General features: G+C 68.6%; 17 protein-coding genes. 8 read left to right on the top strand and 9 right to left on the bottom strand.

The window, feature by feature from the left end:
* Positions 1–8 precede the first annotated feature (8 nt).
* The gene (locus DM194_RS17645; protein WP_111068887.1) at positions 9–1061 is read left to right on the top strand and encodes a hypothetical protein; all 1053 of its coding nucleotides are present in this window, start codon (positions 9–11) and stop codon (positions 1059–1061) included.
* A 42-nt stretch (positions 1062–1103) separates the two neighbouring features.
* On the opposite strand, the gene smc is transcribed toward DM194_RS17645, so the two are convergent.
* The 3 genes from smc to DM194_RS17660 all read right to left on the bottom strand — a co-directional run bounded on the left by smc (position 1104) and on the right by DM194_RS17660 (position 5903).
* Entirely contained in the window at positions 1104–4565 is a 3462-nt protein-coding gene (gene smc, locus DM194_RS17650) for a chromosome segregation protein SMC (RefSeq protein ID WP_111068888.1), read from the bottom strand.
* Between the two features lie 150 nt (positions 4566–4715).
* Positions 4716–5363: a DsbA family protein gene (locus tag DM194_RS17655; RefSeq protein ID WP_246024439.1), complete on the bottom strand. Its 648-nt coding sequence runs from the start codon at positions 5361–5363 to the stop codon at positions 4716–4718.
* A gap of 66 nt (positions 5364–5429) precedes the next feature.
* Positions 5430–5903, bottom strand: a complete 474-nt coding sequence (locus tag DM194_RS17660) for a DUF721 domain-containing protein (RefSeq protein ID WP_111068889.1) — start codon at positions 5901–5903, stop codon at positions 5430–5432.
* 160 nt (positions 5904–6063) lie between these two features.
* Between DM194_RS17660 and mutY the strand changes: the two genes are divergently transcribed.
* The 6 genes from mutY (at position 6064) to DM194_RS17690 (ending at position 11038) form a co-directional block, all read left to right on the top strand.
* The gene (gene mutY / locus DM194_RS17665; RefSeq protein WP_111068890.1) at positions 6064–7122 is read left to right on the top strand and encodes an A/G-specific adenine glycosylase; all 1059 of its coding nucleotides are present in this window, start codon (positions 6064–6066) and stop codon (positions 7120–7122) included.
* 56 nt (positions 7123–7178) lie between these two features.
* A complete protein-coding gene (locus DM194_RS17670; protein WP_246024440.1) occupies positions 7179–7880 on the top strand; it encodes a DUF1194 domain-containing protein in 702 nt (233 codons plus the stop codon).
* 31 nt (positions 7881–7911) lie between these two features.
* Entirely contained in the window at positions 7912–9054 is a 1143-nt protein-coding gene (locus DM194_RS17675) for an NAD(P)/FAD-dependent oxidoreductase (protein WP_111068892.1), read from the top strand.
* A 27-nt stretch (positions 9055–9081) separates the two neighbouring features.
* Positions 9082–9597 (top strand): hypothetical protein, encoded by a 516-nt coding sequence (locus DM194_RS17680; RefSeq protein ID WP_176581458.1) that lies wholly within the window; start codon positions 9082–9084, stop codon positions 9595–9597.
* A gap of 156 nt (positions 9598–9753) precedes the next feature.
* Entirely contained in the window at positions 9754–10452 is a 699-nt protein-coding gene (locus DM194_RS17685) for an OmpW/AlkL family protein (RefSeq protein WP_246024441.1), read from the top strand.
* Positions 10453–10603: 151 nt separating this feature from the next.
* Positions 10604–11038 (top strand): CBS domain-containing protein, encoded by a 435-nt coding sequence (locus DM194_RS17690; protein WP_111068894.1) that lies wholly within the window; start codon positions 10604–10606, stop codon positions 11036–11038.
* Positions 11039–11169: 131 nt separating this feature from the next.
* On the opposite strand, the gene DM194_RS17695 is transcribed toward DM194_RS17690, so the two are convergent.
* The 5 genes from DM194_RS17695 to DM194_RS17715 form a co-directional block, all read right to left on the bottom strand.
* A complete protein-coding gene (locus DM194_RS17695; protein WP_111068895.1) occupies positions 11170–11820 on the bottom strand; it encodes a response regulator in 651 nt (216 codons plus the stop codon).
* Positions 11821–12201: 381 nt separating this feature from the next.
* Entirely contained in the window at positions 12202–13992 is a 1791-nt protein-coding gene (locus DM194_RS17700; RefSeq protein ID WP_111068896.1) for an acyl-CoA dehydrogenase C-terminal domain-containing protein, read from the bottom strand.
* Positions 13993–14009: 17 nt separating this feature from the next.
* Positions 14010–16349: a 3-hydroxyacyl-CoA dehydrogenase/enoyl-CoA hydratase family protein gene (locus DM194_RS17705; RefSeq protein WP_111068897.1), complete on the bottom strand. Its 2340-nt coding sequence runs from the start codon at positions 16347–16349 to the stop codon at positions 14010–14012.
* Between the two features lie 26 nt (positions 16350–16375).
* Positions 16376–17512, bottom strand: coding sequence for a thiolase family protein (locus DM194_RS17710; protein ID WP_111068898.1), 1137 nt, complete (start codon positions 17510–17512; stop codon positions 16376–16378).
* Positions 17509–17988 (bottom strand): MerR family transcriptional regulator, encoded by a 480-nt coding sequence (locus DM194_RS17715; protein WP_111068899.1) that lies wholly within the window; start codon positions 17986–17988, stop codon positions 17509–17511. The genes DM194_RS17710 and DM194_RS17715 overlap by 4 nt, the downstream gene beginning before the upstream one ends.
* 349 nt (positions 17989–18337) lie before the next feature.
* Between DM194_RS17715 and DM194_RS17720 the strand changes: the two genes are divergently transcribed.
* Positions 18338–18526, top strand: coding sequence for a hypothetical protein (locus tag DM194_RS17720; protein ID WP_111068900.1), 189 nt, complete (start codon positions 18338–18340; stop codon positions 18524–18526).
* Between the two features lie 80 nt (positions 18527–18606).
* Here DM194_RS17720 and DM194_RS17725 read toward each other — a convergent pair whose 3' ends face one another.
* Positions 18607–23385 (bottom strand): alpha-2-macroglobulin family protein, encoded by a 4779-nt coding sequence (locus tag DM194_RS17725; protein WP_111068901.1) that lies wholly within the window; start codon positions 23383–23385, stop codon positions 18607–18609.
* Between the last annotated feature and the right edge of the window lie 99 nt (positions 23386–23484).

The following is a 23484-nucleotide window of genomic DNA, read 5'->3' on the forward strand; positions in this document are numbered from 1 at the left end:
ACCCGCCCATGACCGACACTTCCGGCAGCGACGAGACCACCCTCTCTTCGGAGAGCCCCCCGGCCCCGGATGCCGCCCCGGACGAAACCGTCGCCGAAAAAGCCGCGCAGGAGAATGTGCTGGTCCAACCCATGCGGGACACGCATTTCGACTTCCAGCACAAGGTGTTCAGCCTGCCCGGCGCCTTCTTCTGCCAGGAGCCGAACACCAAGGAACCGGTGCTGAACATCCTGCTGGGCGATCTGAAGGCGGCGCTGGCCTTCCCCACCCTGATGGAATCCTTCCAGATCGAGGAGGGCACCCACGACGCCCGCCTGCTGGAGATCATCGAACAGGGGCTGGCCTTCGTGAAGAAAATCCGCCCGGGCGAGGAAATTCCCGGCGAACTGCTCGACGGGCGCGCCTCCTGGTCGGTGGAGGACAAGCACCGCATCATCGCCAAGGGCCGGCTGACCGTGCAGATCGTCTCGTCCTTCACCGGCAACGAGATGATCGTGTCGGACATCGACGAGCTGGAACAGGTGGTGGAGGATCCGCAGACCAAGGAACGGTTGAAGGCCGCCTTCGCCAAGATCGCCGAGCGGCTGAAGCTGACCAACAACGCCGAACAGTATCTGAGCGACCGCATCGACGATCTGGCGCAGGAACTGTCCTACATCGAGGCGCTGCGCGACCGCTTCAAGCATATCCGCCGCATCGATCAGGCGATGGCGAAGCTCGCCACCATCTACCGCACCGACCGCACCTTCTGCAGCGAGTTGAACCGGATGCAGGGGCTGATCCGCAAGCCGTTGCGTGAGTACGACCTGATTTTCGATCAGGCCGACGCCCAGACCGGCGACATCGTCGGCGCGCTGCGCAACTTCCACCCGACCATTCAGTTCATCCGCAAGATCCGCGACGACCTGCGCGCCAAGCTGCTGGAATGGGAGGACCTGCTGCAGGGCTGGGACGAGGTCACGATGGAACGCTCGCCGAAGGTGGAGGCGTTGCAGAAGCAGACCTACCGTTTCCTGGCGAGCCGGTACATCGAGACGACGGTTTGGAAGCGAGGGGGGTGAAGGGCTGGCGGTGCAACTTTTGCCCCACCTTGATCCTCCCCCTCACGCCACCCCGCGAAGCTCCTCCGCGCCGCTCAAGTCCACGCTGACCAGCTGCGACACGCCGCGCTCCACCATGGTCACGCCGAACAGGCGGTCGACGCGCGCCATGGTCAGGCGGTGGTGGGTGATGATGAGGAAACGGGTGTCGCCTTCGCGGGCGATGTCCTCCACCAGATCGCAGAAGCGCCCGACATTCGCCTCGTCCAGCGGGGCGTCCACCTCGTCCAGCACGCAGATCGGCGCCGGGTTCGACCGGAAGACGGCGAACAGCAGCGACAGCGCGGTCAAGGCCTGCTCGCCGCCCGACAGCAGCGAGAGCACCTGCAGCTTCTTGCCCGGCGGGCTGGCGTAGATCTCCAGTCCGGCGTTCAGCGGATCCTCGGCGTTGACCAGCTCCAGATAGGCCTTGCCGCCGCCGAACAGGCGGGTGAACAGCTCCTGGAAGTCGCGGTTGACCACGTCGAAGCTGGCGACCAGCCTTTCGCGCGCCTCGCGGTTCAGGCTGGAAATGCCCTGGCGCAGGCGGGCGATGGCCGCGGTCAAATCCTCGCGCTCGCCATGCAGGCTGGTGATCTGGGTTTCCAGTTCCTCCGCCTCGATCTCGGCGCGCAGGTTGACCGGCCCCATGTTCTCGCGCTCGCGCGTCAGCTTGTCGAGCCGGGCCTCCACCGCCGCCGCATCGGGCATCGGCTCCGCAGGGTCGAGGTCGGCGGCGGCGCGGGTATCCTCCGGCCGGCAGTCCAGCCGTTCGGCGATGCGCTCCGTCAGGGTGCGTTCCTGCTGGAGAGCGGCGGACACCGCGGCCTCGGCCCGCGCCCGCGCCTCGCGGCCGTCGGCCAGCGCCGCTTCGGCATCGCGCAGCGCCTTTTCGGTCTCCGCCAGCCGGGACTCGGCCTCTGCCAACCCATCGGCCGCAAGCTTGCGGTCGCGCTCCGCCATGGCGATGCGGTCGAGCAAATCCTGGCGCTCCGCCGCGATCGCCGCGGGCCGCCCGGACAGCTGGGCGAGTTCGCCCTCGGCCTCGTCGGCGCGCTGGCGCAGTTCGGCCACCCGCCCCCCGGCCCCGGCGGAGCGGGTGTCCCACGACGCCGTTTCGGCCTCGATCGCCGCCAGACGCTGACGCCGGGCCTGGGCCTCGCGCGTCAGACGGTCGACGGCATTCTGCCGCTCGGCCAGCATGGCGCGGCGTTCGGCCAGTGCGGCACGCTGGTCGTTCACCCGTTCCCGGCCCTCGCGCGGGTCCGGCAGCGACTCCAGCAATTCCAGCACCTCGTCGCGCCGGGCGGCGGCCTCGCGCTCGTCGGCGGCAAGCCGCTCGACGGACTCCGCCAATGCCGCAAGGCGGGAGGACGCGGCGTCGGCCTCGCGCGCAAGCTTGGCGTGGCGGTCGCGGGCGGCGTTCAGCGTGGCAAAGCCTTCGCGCACGGCGTCGCGGGCGCGGCGGTCGGCCTGGGCAGCTTCCTCGACCGCCAGTTTCGCGGCGTCCAGAGTCTCGCGCGCCAGATCGACCCGTTCCTCGGCAATCTCCAGATCGCCCCGCAGTTCGGCCAGCCGGTTGCGCTGCTTCAGACGGATCGCCGCGGCGGTGGGGGCGCCGGCCTGAACGGTCAGCCCGTCCCAGCGCCACGCGCCGCCGTCACGGCTGACCAGCACCTGCCCCGGCGCCAGCGTCGCGGCCAAAGCCCCGGCGACGGCGGCATCGTCGACCACCCCGACATGGGCGAGAGCACGGGCGGCGGCGCGCGGCCCCTCCACGCGGCTCGACAGCGGCTCCACCCCGTCCGGCAGCGGCGCCACCGACCCATAGGCCGGCAGCGTGCGCCAATGCACCGGCGCTTCCTCGTCCAGCGGCGCGGTCAGCGCATCGCCGAGCGCGGCGGCCAGCGCCCCCTCATAGCCGGGCGACACCGCCACCGCGTCGACCAGCGGCGGAAACGGCCCGCCGGCTCCGGCCTCCAGCAATTCGGACAGCGCCCGTTCCTCGGCACGCAGCTTGGCGCGGGTGGAGTCGGCGGCGGACAGCGCCTCGCGGGCGCGGGATTGGGCCGGCTCGGCCTCGGCCTTCGCCTGTTCGGCCGCCTCGGCCGCCTCGCGCGCCTGTTCCAGCCGCTGTTCGGCGAGTTCCACCGCCAGTTCAGCATCCGACAGGTCGGCGCGGGCGGCGATCTCGGCCTCCAGTGCGGCGCGCTGGGCCTGCTGCTCGGCCAGCCGCTTGGCGAGGCCGGCGGCGCGGGATTCCAGTTCGGCGGCCTGACGCTGCGTGGCGGCGCGGCGGGCCTCGTCCGTGGCGACCGCCTCGGTCAGGCGGGTCAGCTCGCGGTCGAGGGCATCGACCTGCTCGCGCGCCTCGGCCAATGCGTCCGCCGCGGCTTCCTCCAGCATCTCCTCGTCGGACTGGGCGGCGATCAGGCGGTCGCGCTCGGCCATCAGCCGGGCCAGCGCCTCCCCGGCATCGGCGGCCAGCGCCTCCTCACGGCCGAGGTCGCCGGCAATCTGGCGCAGCCGGGCCTCCAAGGCACGCTGCTGGTCGGCGACGCGCTTCTCCTCGGCGTCGAGTTGTTCGCGGGCGATCACCAGCCGTTGCAGGGCGGCCGCCGCGCGCGCCTCGTCCTGGCGCTTCTCCGGCAGGCCGGCGGCGGCCTCCGTCCGGCGGGCGGCGAACTGGTTGACGGCGAGCATGCGGTCGCGCACCGCCGCCTCGGATGCCTCGAAGGCGGCATGGGCGCCGGCGCGCTCCTCCTGGGCGGCGATCCAGCGCAGGTGCCACAGCACGGCCTCCGCCTTGCGGATCTGGTCGGACAGGTTGCGGTAGCGGGATGCCTGCCGCGCCTGTTTCTTCAGACTTTGCAGCTGGGTATCCATCGCCCCGATCACGTCGTCGAGGCGGGTCAGGTTGGCTTCCGCCGCCTTCAGCCGCAGTTCGGCCTCGTGCCGGCGGGAATGCAGGCCGGTGATGCCGGCGGCTTCCTCCAGCAGGGCGCGGCGATCCTGCGGCTTGGCCGAGATGATCTGCGCGACCTTGCCCTGGCTGACCAGAGCCGGCGATCCCGCACCCGACGCGTTGTCGGCGAACAGCAGCTGGACGTCACGCGCCCTCACCAGCTTGCCGTTGATGCGGTAGTCGGAGCCGGAGCCGCGCTCGATCCGCCGGGTGATCTCCAGCTCGTCATGCTCGTTGAAACCGGCGGGCGCGGTGCGCGACCGGTTGTCCACCGCCAGCGTCACCTCGCCCAGATTACGGGCCGGCCGGCTGGAGGTGCCGCCGAAGATGACGTCGTCCATGTCGCCGCCGCGCATGCGCTTGGCCGACGTTTCGCCCATCACCCATCGCAGCGCCTCCACCAGATTGGACTTGCCGCAACCGTTTGGACCGACGATCCCGGTCATGCCGGGTTCGATGACCAGTTCCGTGGAATCGACGAAAGACTTGAAACCCGACAGGCGGAGACGCGTGAACTGCACTGGAGAAGAACCTTTGGCGTACTGGGCTTTGATTAAGGTGCCGGCTCTGGAAAACTGCGGCCCCCTCCCCGACCCTCCCCGCTCTCGGCCAGCCGAGGGCAGGGGTGGGTCAGGGAGGGGGCATTACCGATGCGGATCCTGCAAGCCGGCTTAGTTCAGCAGCTTGTCGATTTCCTTCGCGAAGGTCTCGAACGACTGGGCGCCTTCGATGCGGGCCTTGCCGTCGTTGAGGATGAAGGTGGGGGTGGCCTCGATCTTATACTGGTTCTGGCCGGTCAGGCGGGTGTTCAGGATGGCGTCGGCCAGGTCCTTGTTGGCGAGGCAGGCGTCGATGGTCTCCTGGCTCATCCCGGCCAGCTTGCCGTACTGCGACAGCGCCTTGGTCGGATCGGAGGAGCGGCTCCAGTTCGACTGGCTCTTGAACAGCACGTCGGTCAGCGGGAAATACCGCTCGGGCGGGGCGCAGTGGGCCAGCATGGCGGCGCTGAGCGCGGCCTGATCGAAGGGGAAGTCGCGGAAGACCAGCTTGGCCTTGCCGGTGTCGATGTAGGCCTCCTTGATCTTCGGCAGCACGTTGATGTGGAAATTGGCGCAGTGCGAGCAGGTCATCGACGAATAGTCGAGGATCGTCACCGGCGCATTCGGATCGCCCAGCACGCGGTCGACCATCATCTCCGAAACCGGCGGCAGGGTGGCCGCGGCCTGTGCGGCCGTGGACGCCGCGGTCATGGCGGTGCCGAACGCGGCGGTGAAGCCGATGGCCAGGAGGCCGGCGATTCCCAGGATTTTGCGGTTCACTTTGCCCTCGTTCCTACCAGATGTTGACGTATAGACAATGACGCCCCGATGCGTCCAGCAAGCCGGCTAGCGCGCCGCACGTTTCGGCCGGGCCATCAGCGAGCGGCCGAAACGTTCAAGGGTGGCGCGCAGCTCCTCGTCCTCGACCTCAGCGGTGGTGGCGGTGATGCCGATCTCCTCGTCCATGGTCAGGGCGCGCGGGCGCACCACCGGGGAGGGAGTGGACGGCAGGGCGGCGTGGATCAGCTTGATCTTCGCCACGGCGCGATAGCCGAAGAAACTGTTGATGCGCTCGATGATCTGCGGTTCCAGATGCTGCAGCTCCAGCGCGATGGCGCCCATGGCGCGGATATGCAGCGTCGCCTCCTCGCGCTTGCCGCGGGGAAAGCTGAGCTTGTCGGGGGCGGTGCGCAGCGACAGCTGATGGCCGACGATGGACGGCCAGTCGGTGATCAGCGCGCCGAAGGCAAGTCCGCGCTTGCCCAGCACCTTGCCGGCGACCTCCGGAACGGATTGGCCGATGCGACGCGGTCCGTTCATGCTCTGCGATCACTCCTGTGCGGCCCCGGTCCGGGAACCGGTTCCGGTTCATGTGGGATGGCGGCACCCTAGCGCAAGCGTAGGCCGATGCCCAGCATCCGGCCGGGGCTATGGCCATCTCCCTTCCCCAGACGCTCCAGTCCCTCTATTTCTTCCCATCATGATACCGAATTCGATCGAGGCCGCCCGGCGGCTGCTGTCCTGGTACGACCGCCACCGCCGCGACCTGCCCTGGCGCGCCAGGCCGGGGGAAACCGCCGATCCCTACCGGGTCTGGCTGTCGGAGATCATGCTGCAGCAGACCACCGTGCCCGCCGCAGCCCCCTATTACCGCAGCTTCACCGAACGCTGGCCGACCGTGCGCGATCTGGCCGACGCGCCGCTGGACGACGTGCTGGTGGCCTGGGCGGGGCTCGGCTACTACGCGCGCGCCCGCAACCTGCACAAATGCGCCCGCGTGGTGGCCGACCTGCATGGCGGGCGGTTTCCCGGCGACGAGGCGGCATTGCTGGAGTTGCCGGGCATCGGCGCCTATACCGCCGCCGCCATCACGGCCATCGCCTTCGGCCGCAAGGCCACCGTGGTGGACGGCAATGTGGAGCGGGTGATCGCCCGCATCTTCGCGGTGGAGGAGCCGCTGCCCAACGCCAAGCCCGCCCTGCGCCGGCTGGCGGCCACCCTGACGCCGGATTTCCGTCCCGGCGACTATGCCCAGGCGATGATGGATCTGGGCGCCACCATCTGCACCCCGCGCAAGCCGAAATGCATGCTGTGCCCCTGGGCGGATTTTTGCGAGGCGCGCGCCGCCGGCATCGCCGAAAGCCTGCCGCGCAAGGCGGCCAAGAGCGAGAAGCCGACCCGGCGCGGCGTCGCCTATTGGCTGCTGAACCCCGAGGGCGCCGTCCTGCTGCGCCGCCGGGCGGAGGAAGGGCTGCTGGGCGGCATGGCGGAGGTGCCGTCGACCGCCTGGGGACCGGAACCGCCGGGCGAGGCCGCGGTCGCGGCGCAACAGCCCCTGCCCGCGCGCTGGCGCCGGCTGCCGGGACTGGTCCGCCATACATTCACCCATTTTCACCTTGAGCTTGAGGTGGTCGCCGCCCAGGCCGGTCCGGACTGGCAGCGGGCCGACGGGAATTGGGTGCCGGTGGACCGCCTGGGCGATCAGGCGTTGCCGTCGGTGATGGTCAAGGTGGTGCGCCTCGCGCTTGCCAATGCGTGACGGGCCGCCCGCCTGTCCGACCGGGTGATGGAGTGCCCATGGGAATGCCGCGTGCCGTGACGGCCGTTCTGTTCGTCCTCCTGGCCCTGACCGGGCTTGCGAAGGCGGACCCGCCGGGCAAGGGGGAATGGGCGGGCGTGGCGCTGGTGCTGGCGCTCGACGGGTCGGCCTCCATCACGACCGGCGATCTTGAATTCCAGCTTCAGGGCCATGCCGCCGCCTTCCGCGACCCGGCGGTGGCGGATGCGCTGTCCTCGGCCAGGGCGCGGGTGACTCTGGCTGCCTATTCGGGCCCGAACAGCCTGAAGGTGCTGATCCCCTGGACGACTCTGAACAAGCCGGAGGATGCCGGCCATTTCGCCGACCGCATCGACGCCCTGCCCCGCGGCTTCCAGGGCGACTCGACGGCCATCGGCAGCGCCTTACTGGAGGCGGCGAAGCTGTTCGACCGCGGCGGCAAGGCACCGCGGCAGGTGATCGATCTGGTCTCCAACGGCTTTTCCAACGCCGGAATCGACCCGGCCGAGGCCCGCGACCGGGTGACGAGGCGGGGAATCATCGTCAACGGCCTCGCCATACTCGACGAATTCTCCTGGCTGGAGGAGTATTTCGAGGAGAGTGTGATCGGCGGTCCGGGAAGCTTCGTGAAAAGCGCCATGGACAAGGACAGCTTCGTCGCCGCGTTGCGGCAGAAGCTGATCCTTGAAATGGTATCCCTGCCCGATCACATGCCACGCCCAAGCGCCGCCACTCCCTAGGCGGCCGATAAGACTCCGAGGAGCGGAACAGGTGGAAAGCGTCGATTTTCTGGTGGTCGGGGCCGGCATCGCCGGCGCGTCGGCGGCCTATGAGCTGGCCGCGCAGGGCCGGGTGGTGGTTCTGGAGCGCGAATCGCAGCCGGGCTATCACTCCACCGGCCGGTCCGCGGCGCTCTATACCCAGACCTACGGCCCGGCGCCGATCCGCGCACTGACGGTGGCGAGCTGGGATTTCTACACCAACCCGCCTGCCGGCTTCGCCGAACACGACATGCTGACGCCCCGCGGCGCGCTGATCATCGGCGGCGGCGACCAGATCGACCGGCTGGATGCGGAGTATGAGCAGGGCCGCCGCCTGACGCCGTCGGTCGAACGTTACGACCGTGGCCAGGTCCTGGCCCGGGCACCCTTCCTGCGACCGGACTATGTGGCCGGCGGCGGCGTGTGGGAACCCGATGCCCGCGACATCGATGTCCACGCCCTGCATCAGGGCTATCTGCGCGGACTGAAGGCGCGCGGCGGCCGGGTGGTGACCGATGCCGAAGTGCGAGCGCTCGCTCGCCGCGACGGCCTGTGGGTGGCGGAGACCAGCGCCGGAACCTTCGCCGCGCCGGTGGTGGTGAACGCCGCCGGGGCCTGGGCCGACAAACTGGCGAAGCTGGCCGGAGTCGCGACGGTCGGGCTGGTGCCGAAGCGGCGCACCGCCATCACCTTCGATCCGGTATTCGAGGATCCGGCCGACAAGGACGGGCTGGACGGCTGGCCGATGGTGTCGGAAGTGGCCGAGACCTTCTACGTCAAGCCCGATGCCGGCCGCCTCATGGCCTCGCCCGCCGATCAGACCCCGGTCGAGCCCTGCGACGTACAGCCTGAGGACATAGACGTCGCCCTGACGGTGGATCGGCTGGAACAAGCCTCGCGCTTCACTGTTCGGAGATTGGCCCACCGTTGGGCGGGGCTGCGCAGCTTCGTGGCGGACAAGGTTCCGGTCGTGGGGTTCGCGCCCGATGCGGAAGGGTTCTTCTGGCTGGCCGGCCAGGGCGGCTACGGCATTCAGACCGCACCGGCCATGGGACGGGTGGCGGCCGGACTCGCCACCGGCCGGGGTCTGCCGGAGGATGTACGGACATTGGGCGTCGCCGAGACCGACCTGTCGCCGGCCCGGCTGCGGTAAACGACTGCGGAACCGGGGAGGCGTGTGATGGCAGTGCGTCGGGTCGTGAAAAGCGGGCGCGCCCGCCGCCTGTTGTCCGTGGCATCTCTGGGCATCGCCGGGGCTTTGGCCGGCTGCGCCAACCAGGCGGCGGACGAGGCGCTGCTGGCGCAGACCGCGCTGGTCGGCATGTCGAAGGAAACCCTGCTGTCCTGCGCCGGCGTGCCGCAGCGTCAGGCGACGGTCGGCAACCAGGAGTTCTTCACCTACCGCAGTTCCCGCATCGTGTCCTACCCCAGCCCGCCGCCGCTGGGGTATTACGATACCTGGGGGTGGCCCGGTTACGGCTGGGGATGGCCAGGTTACGGCTATGGCTGGCCGGCTTATGGTTATGAAGTCAACAGCTACGACTGCGAAGCAACCTTCAGTTTGAAAAACGGAGTGGTCGAGCGCGTGGTGTATGGCGGCACATCGGGTGGGTCGGCACGACTTGGCCAATGCTATGCCATCGTCCAGAACTGCATGGCGCTGGTTCCACAGCAGACGATCAGACCAAGCCCTTGATTTCCTTGTCCATGCGACAACTCGTCACTGTTGCATAGCTGCTGCAGAAGGAGAGGAAGGGTTGTAGCCCCTCTAGTACCCGTACTCAGTGTCTGGTAATAGCTCCATTGGCTGATGCCACAGAACAGCAACAACGCATTGCCTGGAGCAGACCCCATGACCATCCTGTCGCGCGCCGCCGCCGCCCTGCTGGCGACCTCGGCCCTTGTCGCCATCGCTTCCCCGTCGCTCGCTCAGGACTTCAAGGGCAAGTCGGCCGGCGACATTCTCGTCCGTGCGCGCGGCCTGGCCGTACTGCCGCAGGAAAAGGGCACTCTGAACAACAGCGCGCTGGGCGACATCGGGTCGGCCAAGGTCGGCAACGACTACATTCCCGAAGTCGACTTCACCTATTTCTTCACCGACAACATCGCCGCCGAGCTGATCGCCGGCACCAGCCGCCACAAGGTCAGCGGCAACCTGCTGCCGGCGCTGGGCGGCGGCATCGATGTCGGCAAGGTTTCCCTGCTGCCGCCGACCCTGACGGTGCAGTACCACTTCATGCCGAAGGAGCGCATCAGCCCCTACGTCGGCGCCGGCATCAACTACACCCTGTTCTACAACGCGGATGCGGCCAACAACCCGAACGCCGCCGGCCTGAGCGTCACCGACGTCGAGTACAAGAACCGCTTCGGCTGGGCCCTGCAGGCCGGTGTCGACGTCGCCCTGACCGGCAACTGGTCGCTGAACCTCGACGTCAAGAAGATCTTCCTGAAGACCGACGTCACCGCGACTGTCAACGGCGCGCTGCCGGTCACCTCGAAGGTCACGCTGGACCCGTGGCTGGTCGGCGTCGGCCTCGGCTACCGCTTCTAAGAACGGGCTCCGGGACTCGTCCCGGGCATCCAAAGGACGGCCTCCCCCATCCGGGGAGGCCGTCCTTTTCTTTTAACCATCTGTCTTGCAGATTGTACGCGGGTTCCCATGATACCCTAATCAGGGTCAACGGAAGGGAGACCGTACCGCCATGCATGTTGCAGCCGTCTTGAAGCGCAAGGGCAACCGGATCGTTTCCGCCGCACCGGACGATACCGTGGCCGCCGTGACCCGCCTGCTGACCGAGCACCGGATCGGCGCCGTGCTGGTGATGGACAGCGACGGCCAGCCGGTCGGCATCCTGTCGGAACGCGACATCGTGCGGGCGATCGCCCGCGACGGGGCTGCGGCACTCGACCGCCCCGCGGCGGACCTGATGACGCGCGAACTGATCACCGCCAGCCCCACGGATACCGTCGCCGACATGATGGCGGTGATGACCGAACGCCGCATCCGCCATGTGCCCATCGTCGAGGCCGGCCGCGTGATCGGCGTCATCAGCATCGGCGACGTGGTGAAGGCGCGCATCGACGATGCCGAGTTGGAAGTCGAATCCCTGCGCGGCTATGTGGCCGGAATGGGCTGAGGCGATCCACCCGTTTCCAACGCGAGAAGGCCCGCCGGGGTGTCCCGGCGGGCCTTCTCGCGTGAAGATCCGACATGCTGGCTTGTACCGGCAGGCCAATGAATTGACCTGCCGTATTGCGTTCGCCGGTATTAGGCCGAATGCGACTGCGGGAAAGCCATGGCTGCCTGGGTGCGGTTGCGCACGCCCAACGACTTGAAGATCGCGGTCATATGGATCTTCACCGTGCCTTCGGACAGGCCCAGCTCATGGGCGATCTGCTTGTTCGACTTGCCTTCGCGCAGGCGGTCGAGCACCTCGCGCTGACGCTGGGTCAGCAGCTGCTCAAGCTGAGGGTCGGTCGGCGGCATCATCGAACCGCCGCGCTGGTCGGGTTCGATCCCCTCGCGCAGAACCGTCGCCGGCACATAGACGCCGCCGGAGAAGATCAGATCGAGCGCGCTCAACATGATCTTCACGCTCGACGATTTCGGGATGTAGCCGGCGGCGCCGTTCTCCAGCGCCTCCCGCACGTCGGAATGCGCCTCGGACGCGGACACGACGACGACCTTCGAATTCGGCTGCCGATCGCGCAGCATGCCAATTCCGGAAAAGCCGGGCCAGCCGGGCATGCGCAGGTCGGTCAGGATCAGGTCATAGGCCTCATCCTTCGCAGCCGCCATGTCCAGAAGCTCGTCGAAATTGCTGGCCTCCGCAAAGGTAGCATTATCGCGCAGCTGCTCAAGCAGACGGCGAAGACCTTCCCGGAACAGGACGTGATCATCACCGATCAGGATCTTCATCGCTCAAACTCCCGAACCATGCCTGCCCCTCCGAAAGTCGCCCCAGGGGTTTGAGAAAAGGAGGGGGCTGTTGCCACCCGCATATTCCCTAAAATCCAAAGGATATAGCAGGCACCGGCCGAACGTAATCTCTATTGAGATGTAACACGCAGGGACGAGAGCGGACAACCGGAAATTAACTTTTGTCACGGCCGCGAATGCCGATCGGCTGAGATCGCCGCTCGCCAAGAGTGATATTACCAAGGATTTGTGATAATTTTAGGTCATCGTGCGAATGCGCTCTTCACGGTTTACGGAAGGGCAAAAAGAAAGCCGGGCCGGCGCCTTGCGGGCACCGGTCCGGCCTGAGCTCGCACACTCCCGCGGACGGTCGGACGCGTGTCAGAAAGCGGCCTCCTCCAACTCCATCAACGGCTTGGCGCCGGCGGTGATGGTGATGAACAGGCTGTTCGTCTGCGGCAGCAGCTTGGTCATGTAGAAGCGGGCGGTCTTGATCTTGGCCTCATAGAAGGCGGCATCGCCCTCCCCGGCTTCGAGCCTGGCCTGCGCCTTCTCCACCATGGTCAGCCAGCTCCAGCCCAGCGCCACCAGACCGAACAGGCGCAGATAGTCGCTGGCGGCGGCGCCCGCCTCCTCCGGATCCTTCAGCCCCTTCTGGGCGATCAGGGCGGTGGCCTGCTGCAGCTTGGCGAAGGCCTTGGCCAGCGGCATCACGAACTCGCCCAACTCGTCCTTCTCCATCGCCGCCTCGATGTCGCGGCCGACGGGATGGAAGAAGTGACGGAGCAGGCGGCCGATGTCCTGCGGCAGCTTGCGGCCGACGAGGTCGAGCGCCTGGATGCCGTTGGTGCCCTCATAGATCTGGCAGATGCGGGCGTCGCGGACATACTGTTCGACGCCGGTCTCCCAGATGAAGCCATGGCCGCCATGGACCTGCACGGCGATGTTGGCCGCGTCGAAACCGATGTCGGTGAACAGCGCCTTGATGATCGGCGTCATCAGCTGGACGAACTCGTCGGCATCGCGGCGTGTGCGTGCGTCCGGGTGCTTTTCCGCCACGTCGAGCTTGTAGGCGGTCAGCGCCCCGAGTGCACGCGCGCCTTCGGTGAAGGCGCGGGCGGTCAGCAGGTTCTTGCGCACGTCGGGGTGGACGATGATCGGGTCTGCCGGCTTGTCCGGCGCCTTCACCCCCGACAGCGACCGGCCCTGGAGCCGTTCGCGGGCGTAGTTGACGGCGTTCTGGTAGGAGACCTCGGACAGGCCCAGCCCCTGGATGCCCACGGCGAGACGGGCCGCGTTCATCATCACGAACATGGCGCGCATGCCCTTGTGCGGCTCGCCCACCAGCCAGCCGGTGGCGTCCTCGAAGTTCATGACACAGGTCGACGACGCCTTGATGCCCATCTTATGCTCGATGGAGCCGCAGGCGACGCCGTTGCGGTCGCCCAGCGTGCCGTCGGCGTTGGGCATGAACTTCGGCACCAGGAACAGGCTGATGCCGCGGGTTCCGGCCGGGGCGTCCGGCAGGCGGGCCAGCACCAGATGCAGGATGTTCTCGGTCAGGTCATGCTCGCCGGCCGAGATGAAGATCTTGGTTCCGGTGATCCTGTAGGCGCCCTCGCCATCGGGCACCGCCTTGGTGCGGATGATGCCCAGATCTGTGCCGCAATGCGGCTCGGTCAGGCACATGGTGCCGGACCAGCTGCCGTCGACCAGCTTTGGCAGGAAGCGCTGCTTCAACTCGTCCGAGCCGTACATCGCCAGCGCGTTGTAGGCGCCGAGCGACAGGCCGGGATACATGCCGAAGCTGAGATTGGCGGAGCAGATGAACTCCTCCAGCATGATGTTGACCAGCTTCGGCAGCCCCTGCCCGCCATAGGCCGGGTCGCAGGCCAGGCCCTGCCAGCCGGCGGCGATGTAGGTGCCGTACGCCTCCTTGAAGCCCTTGGGCGTGCGGACCTCGCCATTCTCGAAATGGCAGCCTTCGCCGTCGCCCGACTGGTTCAGCGGGAACAGCACCTCCTCGCACAGCTTGGCGCCTTCCTCCAGCACCTGGCCGACGAGTTCCGGCGTGGCGTCCTCGTAGCCCGGCAGGGCGGCCAGCCTGTCCAGGCCGACGATCTCGTCGAGGACGAAGCGCACATCCTCAAGCGGAGCCTTGTAGATCGGCATCTCTCGTTCCTCCCCCCTCAGTTCCGCAGCGGCTTGCCGGTGAGCAGCATGTGCTCGATCCGGTCGATGGTGCCGCCGGTGCGCACCAGCCCCATGAACGCCTCGCGCTCCAGCCGCAGGATGTGGTCCTCGCCGACCGGCTTAGAGACGTCGGCCTCCTCGCCGCCGCTCAGCACCTCGGCCAGGGCGGCGCAGACCACCTTGTCGTGCGGCGTGACCTTGCCCTGCAGGGCGAATCCTTCCACCGCCAGTTCCATCGCCGCCTTGGCGCTGGGGCCGGGCAGGACGTAGGAGGCGGTCTTCTCCGGCGGGGCATAGTCGGCCGCCAGTTCCAGCGCCTTGGCCTTGGCGTCGGCCAGCAGACGGTCGCGGTTCATGGTGATGCCGTCGGTGGCGCGGAAATACAGCAGTTCCTTGGCCTCTGCCGCCGACTTGGCGACGGTGGCGGTGCTGATGATCTCGAAGGCCTTGGCGATGCCCGGCATCGGCCCGCGCGGCGCCTTCGGGTTGGCCTGATGGCGGGCCAGCATTTCGGTGCAGCCGCCCCAGGCCGGGATCAGGCCGACGCCGACCTCGACCAGACCGACATAGGTCTCGGCATGGGCCTGGACATGGTCGGAATGCAGCAGGATCTCGCAGCCGCCGCCGAGCGCCATGCCGCTGGGCGCAGCCACCACCGGGAAGGGCGCGTATTTCAGCGCGCGGTAGGTGCGCTGGCCGCTCTCAACCATCTCTTCGATCTGCGGCCACAGGCCGATGTTCAGCGCGAAAAGGGCGAGGCCCAGATTGGCGCCGACCGAGAAATTGTCGGCCTCGTTGTGGATGACCAGCGCCTTCCAATCGCCCTTCCCATCGCCGATCAGGCGCATGGCCTTTCCATAGGCGGCCATGATGTCGGCATCGACGGCGTTCATCTTGCTGGTGAACTCGACGCACAGCACGCCGTCGCCGATGTCCCACAGGCTGGCGGAGGCGTTCTTCCACACCGGCTTGCCGGCGGCCCGCTTGATGTCCGACAGCAGCAGCACGCCGCCCGGACGCACCACCGTGTCATAGACGCCGGAGGTCGTCAGGTGCTGGAGCTTGCCGCCCTCCACCCGATAGAAGGGTCGGCCGGACGCCGTCTCGACCAGCGCCGGGACCGGGATGCCTTCCGACCGGCACAACTCGGCGAACCAGTCGGTGCCCAGACGGTCGATCAGCTCGAACGGACCCTGCTTCCAGTTGTAGCCGAGACGCATGGCCTCATCGACGGCGACGATGCTGCCGGCGATCTCCGGCACCAGGCTGGCGGCATATGCCAGCGTCTGCGCCAGGACGCGGCGGGCGAAGCGGCCGCCCTTGTCCGGGTGCTCGCACAGCTTGCGCAGGTCGCGGCCGGCGGCGGACACGCTGTCCAGCCGGGCCTTTTCCGAAGGGGCGTATTCGCCGGTCCGCAGATCGACCGACTCCTTCACCTTGCCGCCGCCGGCCTTGTTGATGCGGTAGAAACCGCCCTTGCCCTTGCGGCCGGTATAGCCCTCCACGATCATCCGGGTGATGACCGGGTGTTCGCGCATCAGGCCGCGATAGGCGTCGTCGGCCGGCAGCGTCGCCGACATGCTCTTGGCGATGTGCGGCATCAGGTCCAGCCCGACCAGATCCATCAGGCCGAAGATTCCGGTCTTGGGGATGCCCATCGGACGGCCGCCGACGGCGTCAGCCTCCTCCACCGTCAGGCCGAGATCGACCGCGGCATTGACCGCCGACTGGATCCAGAAAACGCCGATGCGGTTGGCGATGAAGCCCGGCGTGTCCTTGCAATGGACCACGCCCTTGCCCAGGCGGCGGTCGCAGACCTCGGCGATGGCGGCCATGGCGTCGGGCCGGGTGCCGGCGCCGCCGACGATCTCCAGCAGCCGCATGTAGCGCGGCGGGTTGAAGAAGTGGGTGATCAGGAAGTCCTTGGCGAACTGCTCGCTCTGGCCTTCCGTCAGCACCGCCAGCGGGATGGTGGAGGTGTTGGACGACACCACCGAGCCCGCCTTGCGCACCGGGTCGATGCGCTTGTAGAGATCGGACTTGATCGCCGGATTCTCGACGATGGCCTCGACGATCCAGTCGACGTCGGCCAGCAGGTTCAGGTCATCCTCGAGATTGCCCGGCGTGATCAGCCTGGCGTTCCTGGGATGCATGAAGGGGGCCGGATCGGTCTTCAGCATCTTCGCCACGGCGCCCTTGGCGATGGCGCTGCGGTCCGCACCCTCCTTCGCCGGAATGTCGAGCAGGACGCAGGGGATGCCGGCGTTGGCGAAATGGGCGGCGATGCCCGCCCCCATCACGCCCGCACCGATCACGGCGGCGCGTTCGATCTTCATGGTCGTTTCCTCCCCGATCCCATTGCTCAGACCGCTTCCAGGATGGTGGCGATGCCCTGGCCGCCGCCGATGCACTGGGTCGCCAGCGCGAACTGCTTGCCCTCGCGCTTCAGCAGGGCCGCGGCCTTGCCGGTGATGCGGGCGCCGGTGGCTCCCAGCGGGTGGCCGAGCGCCAGCGCGCCGCCGTCCGGGTTGATGCGGGACGGGTCGATGTCGAGATCGCGCATGCAGGCGATGGCCTGGGACGAGAAGGCCTCGTTGATCTCGATGATGTCTATGTCGTTGATCGACAGGCCGGCACGGGCCAGCGCCTTGCGGGTGGCCGGGACCGGCCCCAGCCCCATCAGTTCCGGCGCGCAGCCGGCGACGGCGACCGAACGGATCTTCGCCAGGATCGGCAGGCCGTTGGCCTTGGCATACTCCTCCGTCGTCACCAGAACGGCGGCGGCGCCGTCGGTCAGCGGCGAGGAGGTGCCGGCTGTCACGGTGCCGTCGGCGGTGAAGGCCGGCTTCAGGCCCGCCAGGCTTTCGGCGTTGGTGCCGGGGCGGATGCAGCCGTCCTTGTCGACCAGGCCGCCGGGGGTCTGGATGCCGACGATCTCGGCGGCCATGCGGCCGGAAGTTTGCGCCTCGGCGGCCTTGGCATGGGAGGCGACGGCCAGCGCCTCCTGCTCGGCGCGGGAGATGGAATATTTGCGGGCGACATTCTCGGCGGTGACGCCCATCGAGCAATAGGCTTCCGGATAGGAGTCCTTCAGCGCCGGGTTCGGCATCGGGTTGAAGCCCATGATCGGCACGCGGGTCATCGATTCCACGCCGCCGCAGATGAAGACCTCGCCGGCACCCATTTGGATGGCGCCCGCCGCCTGATGGATCGACTGCATCGAGGAGCCGCAATAGCGGTTCACCGTGGTGGCCGCGGCGGTCTGCGGCAGCTTGGCCAGGAAGGAGATGGTGCGGGCGACGTTCAGCCCCTGCTCGCCCTCGGGGAAGGAGCAGCCGACGATGACGTCCTCGATGTCGTCGGTCTTCAGGCCGGTGCGCTCCACCAGCTCCGCGATGACGCGGGCCAGCAGGTCGTCGGGACGGACCTTGGTCAGTTCGCCCTTATGGGCGAAGGCGAAGGGCGAACGGGCGTAACCGGCGATGACGACCGACTTCATGAGTGCTTCTCCTCCTTGTCCTGCGTCTCCGTGATGCCGTTGCGGCGAAGATGCTCGGAGATCTGGGTGTCGATGGTGCACAGCTCCGCCAGCGTCTGCTGGACATCGGCAAGCTGCTGTTCAAGCGCGGAAATCCGGCGCCGCGCGATCGTGCGCATGTAGCGCATCTGTTCGATCTGGGCGTCGTCGGTGTCGTAGAGGTTCAGGAAATCCTTGATCTCGGCCAGGCTGAAGCCCAGCCGCTTGCCCCGGCAGATCAGCCCCAGCCGGGCGCGGTCGCGGTGGCCGTAGACACGCGCGCTGCCGACCCGCTCCGGCGTCAGCAACCCTTCGTCCTCGTAATGGCGGATGGTGCGGTGGGTCAGACCGAATTCCCCGGCCAACTCGCCGATGGCGAGGCGCGGTCCGGACATGCGGCTGCTTTCCGCACCCTCCCCGGTCTCCGCCGTGCCGTAGGCGACCGAAAGCTGATCCACTCCGTCCGTTCCTTTCCTTGACGTTTACGTAAAGGTAAGGTTGATGCCGCATGCTGTCAACAGACTTGTTGACCAGGCCAACCAGTTTGGCGAACCCCGCCCGGCCCTTGGGCAGGCGACTGCCCGGCCATCAACGGGTGCGGCGCGCCCGCGCAGTGACAGGATGCCACGCCCTGTTCCCCATGGCGGCTGTGGCAGGCTTTGCCCAGGACGAGACGCGGCCCGGCCGCTTCCCCGATTCCATATGGGAAGCGGACACGGTGGTGCATAGACGGCCAGAAGGCCGCGACGGTTTCAGGACGGCTTGCCCGTCATTCGGCGGATCAGGACAGGGGACAGGAGACAACCCATGTCGGCGCGCGCCATCGTATCGCTGGGCGTCTGGATATTGGCCATGGTGCTTCTCGGCACCCTGACGGTCGGCGTCGCGCTGGCCTTCTACGTGCTGCTGACCCTGTGCTTCGCGGTGGTGGTCGCGGCACTGACCCTGCTCGTCCGGCGGCGGGAAAACCACCGGGGCGAACAGAGCTACCTTTAGATTCCGTCATGAAAAAGGGGCGCCGGAAACGGCGCCCCTTTCTTCATTCCGCTCACTACGTCTCCCTCACTCCGCTCCCCTCACTCCGGCAGCACGCGCAGGCGGGACACCGCGGTGCGGGCGGACAGGTGGGGGCGCTGCAGATCCTGCACATGGGCGCCGGGGGCAGCGAAGTCGCCGGGCGTGACGGCGCGGACGAGATAGACCAGCCGGAAGCGGGGAGCCGACTTCGGCAAATCGACGGCGGCCAGGAAGCGGTCGTCGCGGAACTCCACATTGCGGACCGACGACAGCTCGCCCAGCCAGGACAGCTTGCCGAGCTGGCCGCTGTTGCCGAGCCGGACATTCTCGATCTCGAATCCCGCCGGCAGCGGGTCGCTGACCAGAACCGAATGATCGAGCGGGTCGCCGACCTCACCCTCCAGGATCACCACCAGCAGGTCGTTGTGGCGGATGCCGGCCGGATCGACCGGACGTCCGGCCATGTCGAACAGGCGGCGGCGGATGGTCATGCCCTGCTCTTCCGCGCCCGCCGGCTGGTCGGGCACGCCGGCCACCGAGACGGTCTGCCGGACCTCGCCTCCCAGGTTGCGGATCGCCGGCGGTGCGGCCGGGTCGATGCGCAGGACCTGGGGCTTGGCGTTCTCCACCGTCTGGTCGCCGATGGCGAGCTTCATCGGCGCGGCGCGGTCGATCAGGGCCTTGGACGCCAGCAGCAGCCAGGCCTGCTCCTGCGGGTTGGTGGTGCGGACCGCGGCGAAGGTCTTTGCCGCGCGTTCTGCCGCCTGGAAGATGCGGTCACGGTCGACCACCCCGCTTTCCGCCATCAGCGCCACCACGCCGGCCTCGTCCCGCAGGGAGGAACCCTGGTCGCGCAGGGCGGCCGTCACCATCCGGGCGCCGGTCAGCCTGGAGAATGCGTCGGCGGCGGCCTGCTGGTCGCCCAGCGCCGCGGCGGCGGCGGCGATCTGCGCCCGGCCGAAGTCGGTCGGCAGCCGGTCCCAGTAGTTTTCGCGGAAATAGCGCAAAGCGCCGGCATCGATCAGCTTCGCCCGCGCTAGCACATACAGGGCATAGGCACGGCCCGGCAGGTCGGCGGTCTCGACCCAGGGGTTGTCGACCGCCTGCTTCATCCAGTCCAGCGCCTTGCGGTAGGGCTGGTCGGGGATGCGGTAGCCCGCCGCCTTGGCACGGCCCAGCACGTCGACCGCATAGGCGGTCAGCCACGGGTCGAGATCACCCTTCGGCGACCATGCGGCGAAGGCCCCATCTGCACGTTGGAAGGTCAGCAGCCGGTCGAGGCCGCGCTGGACACGCGCCTTGATCCGATCCTCCGGCGCGATGCCCAGGCTGGCGGCGACATCGGCCATCGACAGCAGCGGCAGGATGCGGCTGGCGGTCTGCTCCGCCCCGCCCGGTGCCGCCCGGTCGAGCTCGAAGAGCAGGCCCGGCAGGTCGAGGTCCGGCAGCGGAGCCACCAGGGCCCCGACGGACAGGGTTTCCGGCCGCAGCCCGGCGCCGATGTCGGCCGGGAGAGTCAGGCTCTTGTCGGTGGGCAGGGCGATCACGGTGCGGCGCGAAATAAGCGGCGAGGCCGGGCGCACGGCGACGTCCCAGCGCCGGGTGACCCGAACGCCGTCCGGGCCGGTGACGTCAAGCGTGACGTGGCCGGTGCCCACGGCGTTGGCGGTCAGCACCCGGCCGGCGGTCGCCCGCTTGCCGCGCGCCAGCTTCGGCACCTCGAGAGCCGAGCCCCCGTCGCCCGGAAGAATGGAGACGGCACCCTCGGCGGTCAGGGTCATCCGATAATCGCCGGACGGGCCGTTCAGGTTGTCGAGCGACAGCATCACCTGCGCCGAATCGCCGGGCGCGAGGAAGCGCGGCAGCACCGCGTCGGCGACGACCGGGTCGCGGACCAGCATCTGGCTTTCGGCATGGCCGATCCGGCCCTCGCTCCAGGCCACCGCCATCAGGCGCAGGCGGCCCTGGAAATCGGGCAGATCAAAGGGAACGGAGACCTTGCCGTCGCCGCCGACCGTCAGAATCCCGGAATAGAGCGAGATAACCCGTTCCGATTTGGGAGGCACCAGCCCGGCGACCTGACGCAGTCGCGGCGCCGGCGCGGCCGGCGGACGGGTGGAATCGAGGCTGGCCGGGTCGATCAGGCGGCCGTAGGAATCGCGCAGCTCCACGGTAAGCGGCCGCTTGCCCAGATAATGGCGGGCCGGATCGGGAGACGGCTGGTCGGTCAGCTGCATCACCGATTCGTCGACGGCGGCCAGGGTCACGAAGGCCTGCTTGCCCTCGGCGATGCCCTCCACCGTGATGTCGGCGGTCATGGCGCGGCGCGGCTCGATCTCGGCCGGGGCGGACAGGCGGATGTCCAGCGTGCGCGGGGCCTTGTCCATCGCCAGCCAGGCGAGGCCGACGGCGCGGCGCGGCGGCTTCTTCGACTGCGGGTCAGAGGTGGCGAAGGCGGTCGCCAGCACATGGGCGCCGCTGGTCCAGCCCTGCCCGACCGGGATTTCCAGGAAGGCGCCCTGGGTGCCGATGGCGCGGGTGACGGCATAGGTCACGCCGCGATCGGCCACCGCCACCAGAACCTGACTGTCATAGGGCGGCTTGACGAAGACCCAGGCGCTTTCCCCGGCGCGGTAGGCCGGCATCATCACCGAGACGTCGACGGCGTCCGGCCGTTCCCCCGCCGTCGGGGTCATCCACCAGCCGGCGGCGAAGCGCACGCTGGTGGCGACGCCGGTCTTGGGATCGAACACCTCCAGCCGGTAGCGGCCGACGGCGACCGGGGCCTCCACCGCGGTCGGGCTGGCAGCCTGGGCCGACAGGGTGCCGCCGGTCACGCGCTGGTCCTTCACCGTGACCTTGTAGTCCCAGCGGCCGTTGGCCTCGTACCAGGCGTAGTCGTACTCCTCCTCGAACAGTTCGTAGGAGAGGTCGGCGCGGTCGGTCGGCTTGCCGTCCGGGCCGACGGCGATCACGTCGAAGCCGGCGGTGGCGCCTTCCGGCACGCCGTCGCCCTCGAATCGCGGCTTGACGCCGATGGCGAAGGGTTGGTGGCGCACCGGCAGGACGAAGTCGCGGCCGACCGGACGGCCGCCGATGTCGAACAGGGTGGCGCGCACCACCGCTTCCAGCGGGCGGGTGCTTTCAGGCGGACGCGGCAGCTTGACCTTCAGGCGGGCCGAGCCGTTGGAATCGGTGATGAATCCCGGCAGATCGGCGCGAGCCGCCTTCACCTCCTCCTGCGCCAGACCGAAATGATAGCCCGGCAGGTTGGGATAGGGGTTGACCGCGGAGCGCAAGGTCACCGTCAGCTCTCCCGGCAGGCCGGAGGCCGGCGCGCCGTAGAGATAATGGCTGCCGAGCGCCACGTCGGCCTCGCCGTCGGCCGCCAGCTCCGTCGTCGGGGAGGAGAGCGTCAGGTCCAGCCGCGGGGGGACGAAGTCCTCCAGCAGGAACTCGGCCCTGCCGATGGCCGGGCCTTCCGGTTCGGCATGGGCGGTGACCATCCAGCTGCCGGGGAAGGCGTTCATCGGCAGGTCGATGCGGGTGGCGAAGCCGCCGGCCCCGCTGTCGGTCAGTGTGCGCCGTTCGACCTCGAACCCGTCGGGGCGCAGGACCCGGATGGTCAGCGTCTTGCCGGCGGGCGGATTCAGGTCGGTGTCGCGCAGCAGGGCGGTCAGCTGCACCGTCTCGCCCGGCCGGTAGATCCCGCGCTCGGTATAGAGATAGGCGTCGAGCCCGCCGGTCATCGGACGGGCGATGGGAGCGGGCTTGTCCGGCGTCTCGGCCGAGGGGGCGCCGCCGGCGGTCAGGTCGAGAACGGCGAAATCGCCGTCGCCGCGCGCGGCGAACAGGGCCTGCACCGGCTCGGTCCCGGCGGCGCGCAGGGCGGCGAGGTCGAAGCGGCCCAGCCCGTCCTCGCCGGTCTGGACGCGGCCCAGTTCGGACCCGTTGCGGGCGACCAGACGCAGTTCCACGCCCGCGGCCGGGCCGGCGCTCTGGACCGAGCGGGCGAAGACCACCAGCGAATCGTCGCCCAGGATGGTGTTGAGGCCGAGGTCGGACACCACGAACCACTGGGTCGCCTTGCGGTCCCAGCCGCCCGGCTTGATCTCGTCGGCGCCGGCCACGGCGACATAGACGCCCGGCTCCAGCTTGCCCAGCACGGCGTCGATCGGGAAGGCGGTGGTGACGCTGCGGTTCGGCTGGTTGCCGATCCCCATCTCGCCGCGCCAGACCTCCTGCCCCGACTTGTCGAGGATCTCGCCGATGTCGTAATCGGTCATCTGCTGGGTGATGCGGCCGAAATAGATCTTCTCGACCAGCGCCCGGTCGGCGATGCGCAGCACCTGCAGCTTCGCCCGGTCAAGGTTGATCGAGCGCAGCGGCAGCCCGTCCGACCCGACGCGCGGCAGGATGTAGCCGGCCCCGCGGAAGGCCAGCGAGGGCTTGCGGTTGGGCACCTGCACCTCGCGGGTGTCGGCGGCCGGCAGCCGCTTGCCGTCGATGCCCGGCAGCCCGTCCTTCATCGTGACCCGGTAACTCTCGCCATGGCGCAGCCCCTCGACGCACAGGGTGCGGTCGCGGGCGATGGCGGCACCGTCGACCGTCGGCTCCACCGTGACATAGTCGCGGTAGTTGACGGCGCGCGAGCGCTCCAGCCGGTCGGTGAAGGTGAAGCAGGCCTGGGGCGTATCGCGCTCCGCCACCACCTCCACGCCCGACACGCCGAAGGGCACGGGCTCGGCCGCGGGATCGGCGGCGAAGGTCCGGGAAACGGTGTACGTGCCGGAGCACGCGACGAGAACGGCACAGACACGCGCCAGCGCACGCAACATTCGAGACAGGCCCCAATTCCGCGGGTGGGTCCGGAACCGCAACACCGGGGACAGCCCTGGCGTCGGCTCGGACCTGGACAAAACCGGCGCGGAGTATGC

It is taken from the genome of Azospirillum ramasamyi, assembly GCF_003233655.1.
In the GTDB taxonomy this organism is placed as follows: domain Bacteria; phylum Pseudomonadota; class Alphaproteobacteria; order Azospirillales; family Azospirillaceae; genus Azospirillum; species Azospirillum ramasamyi.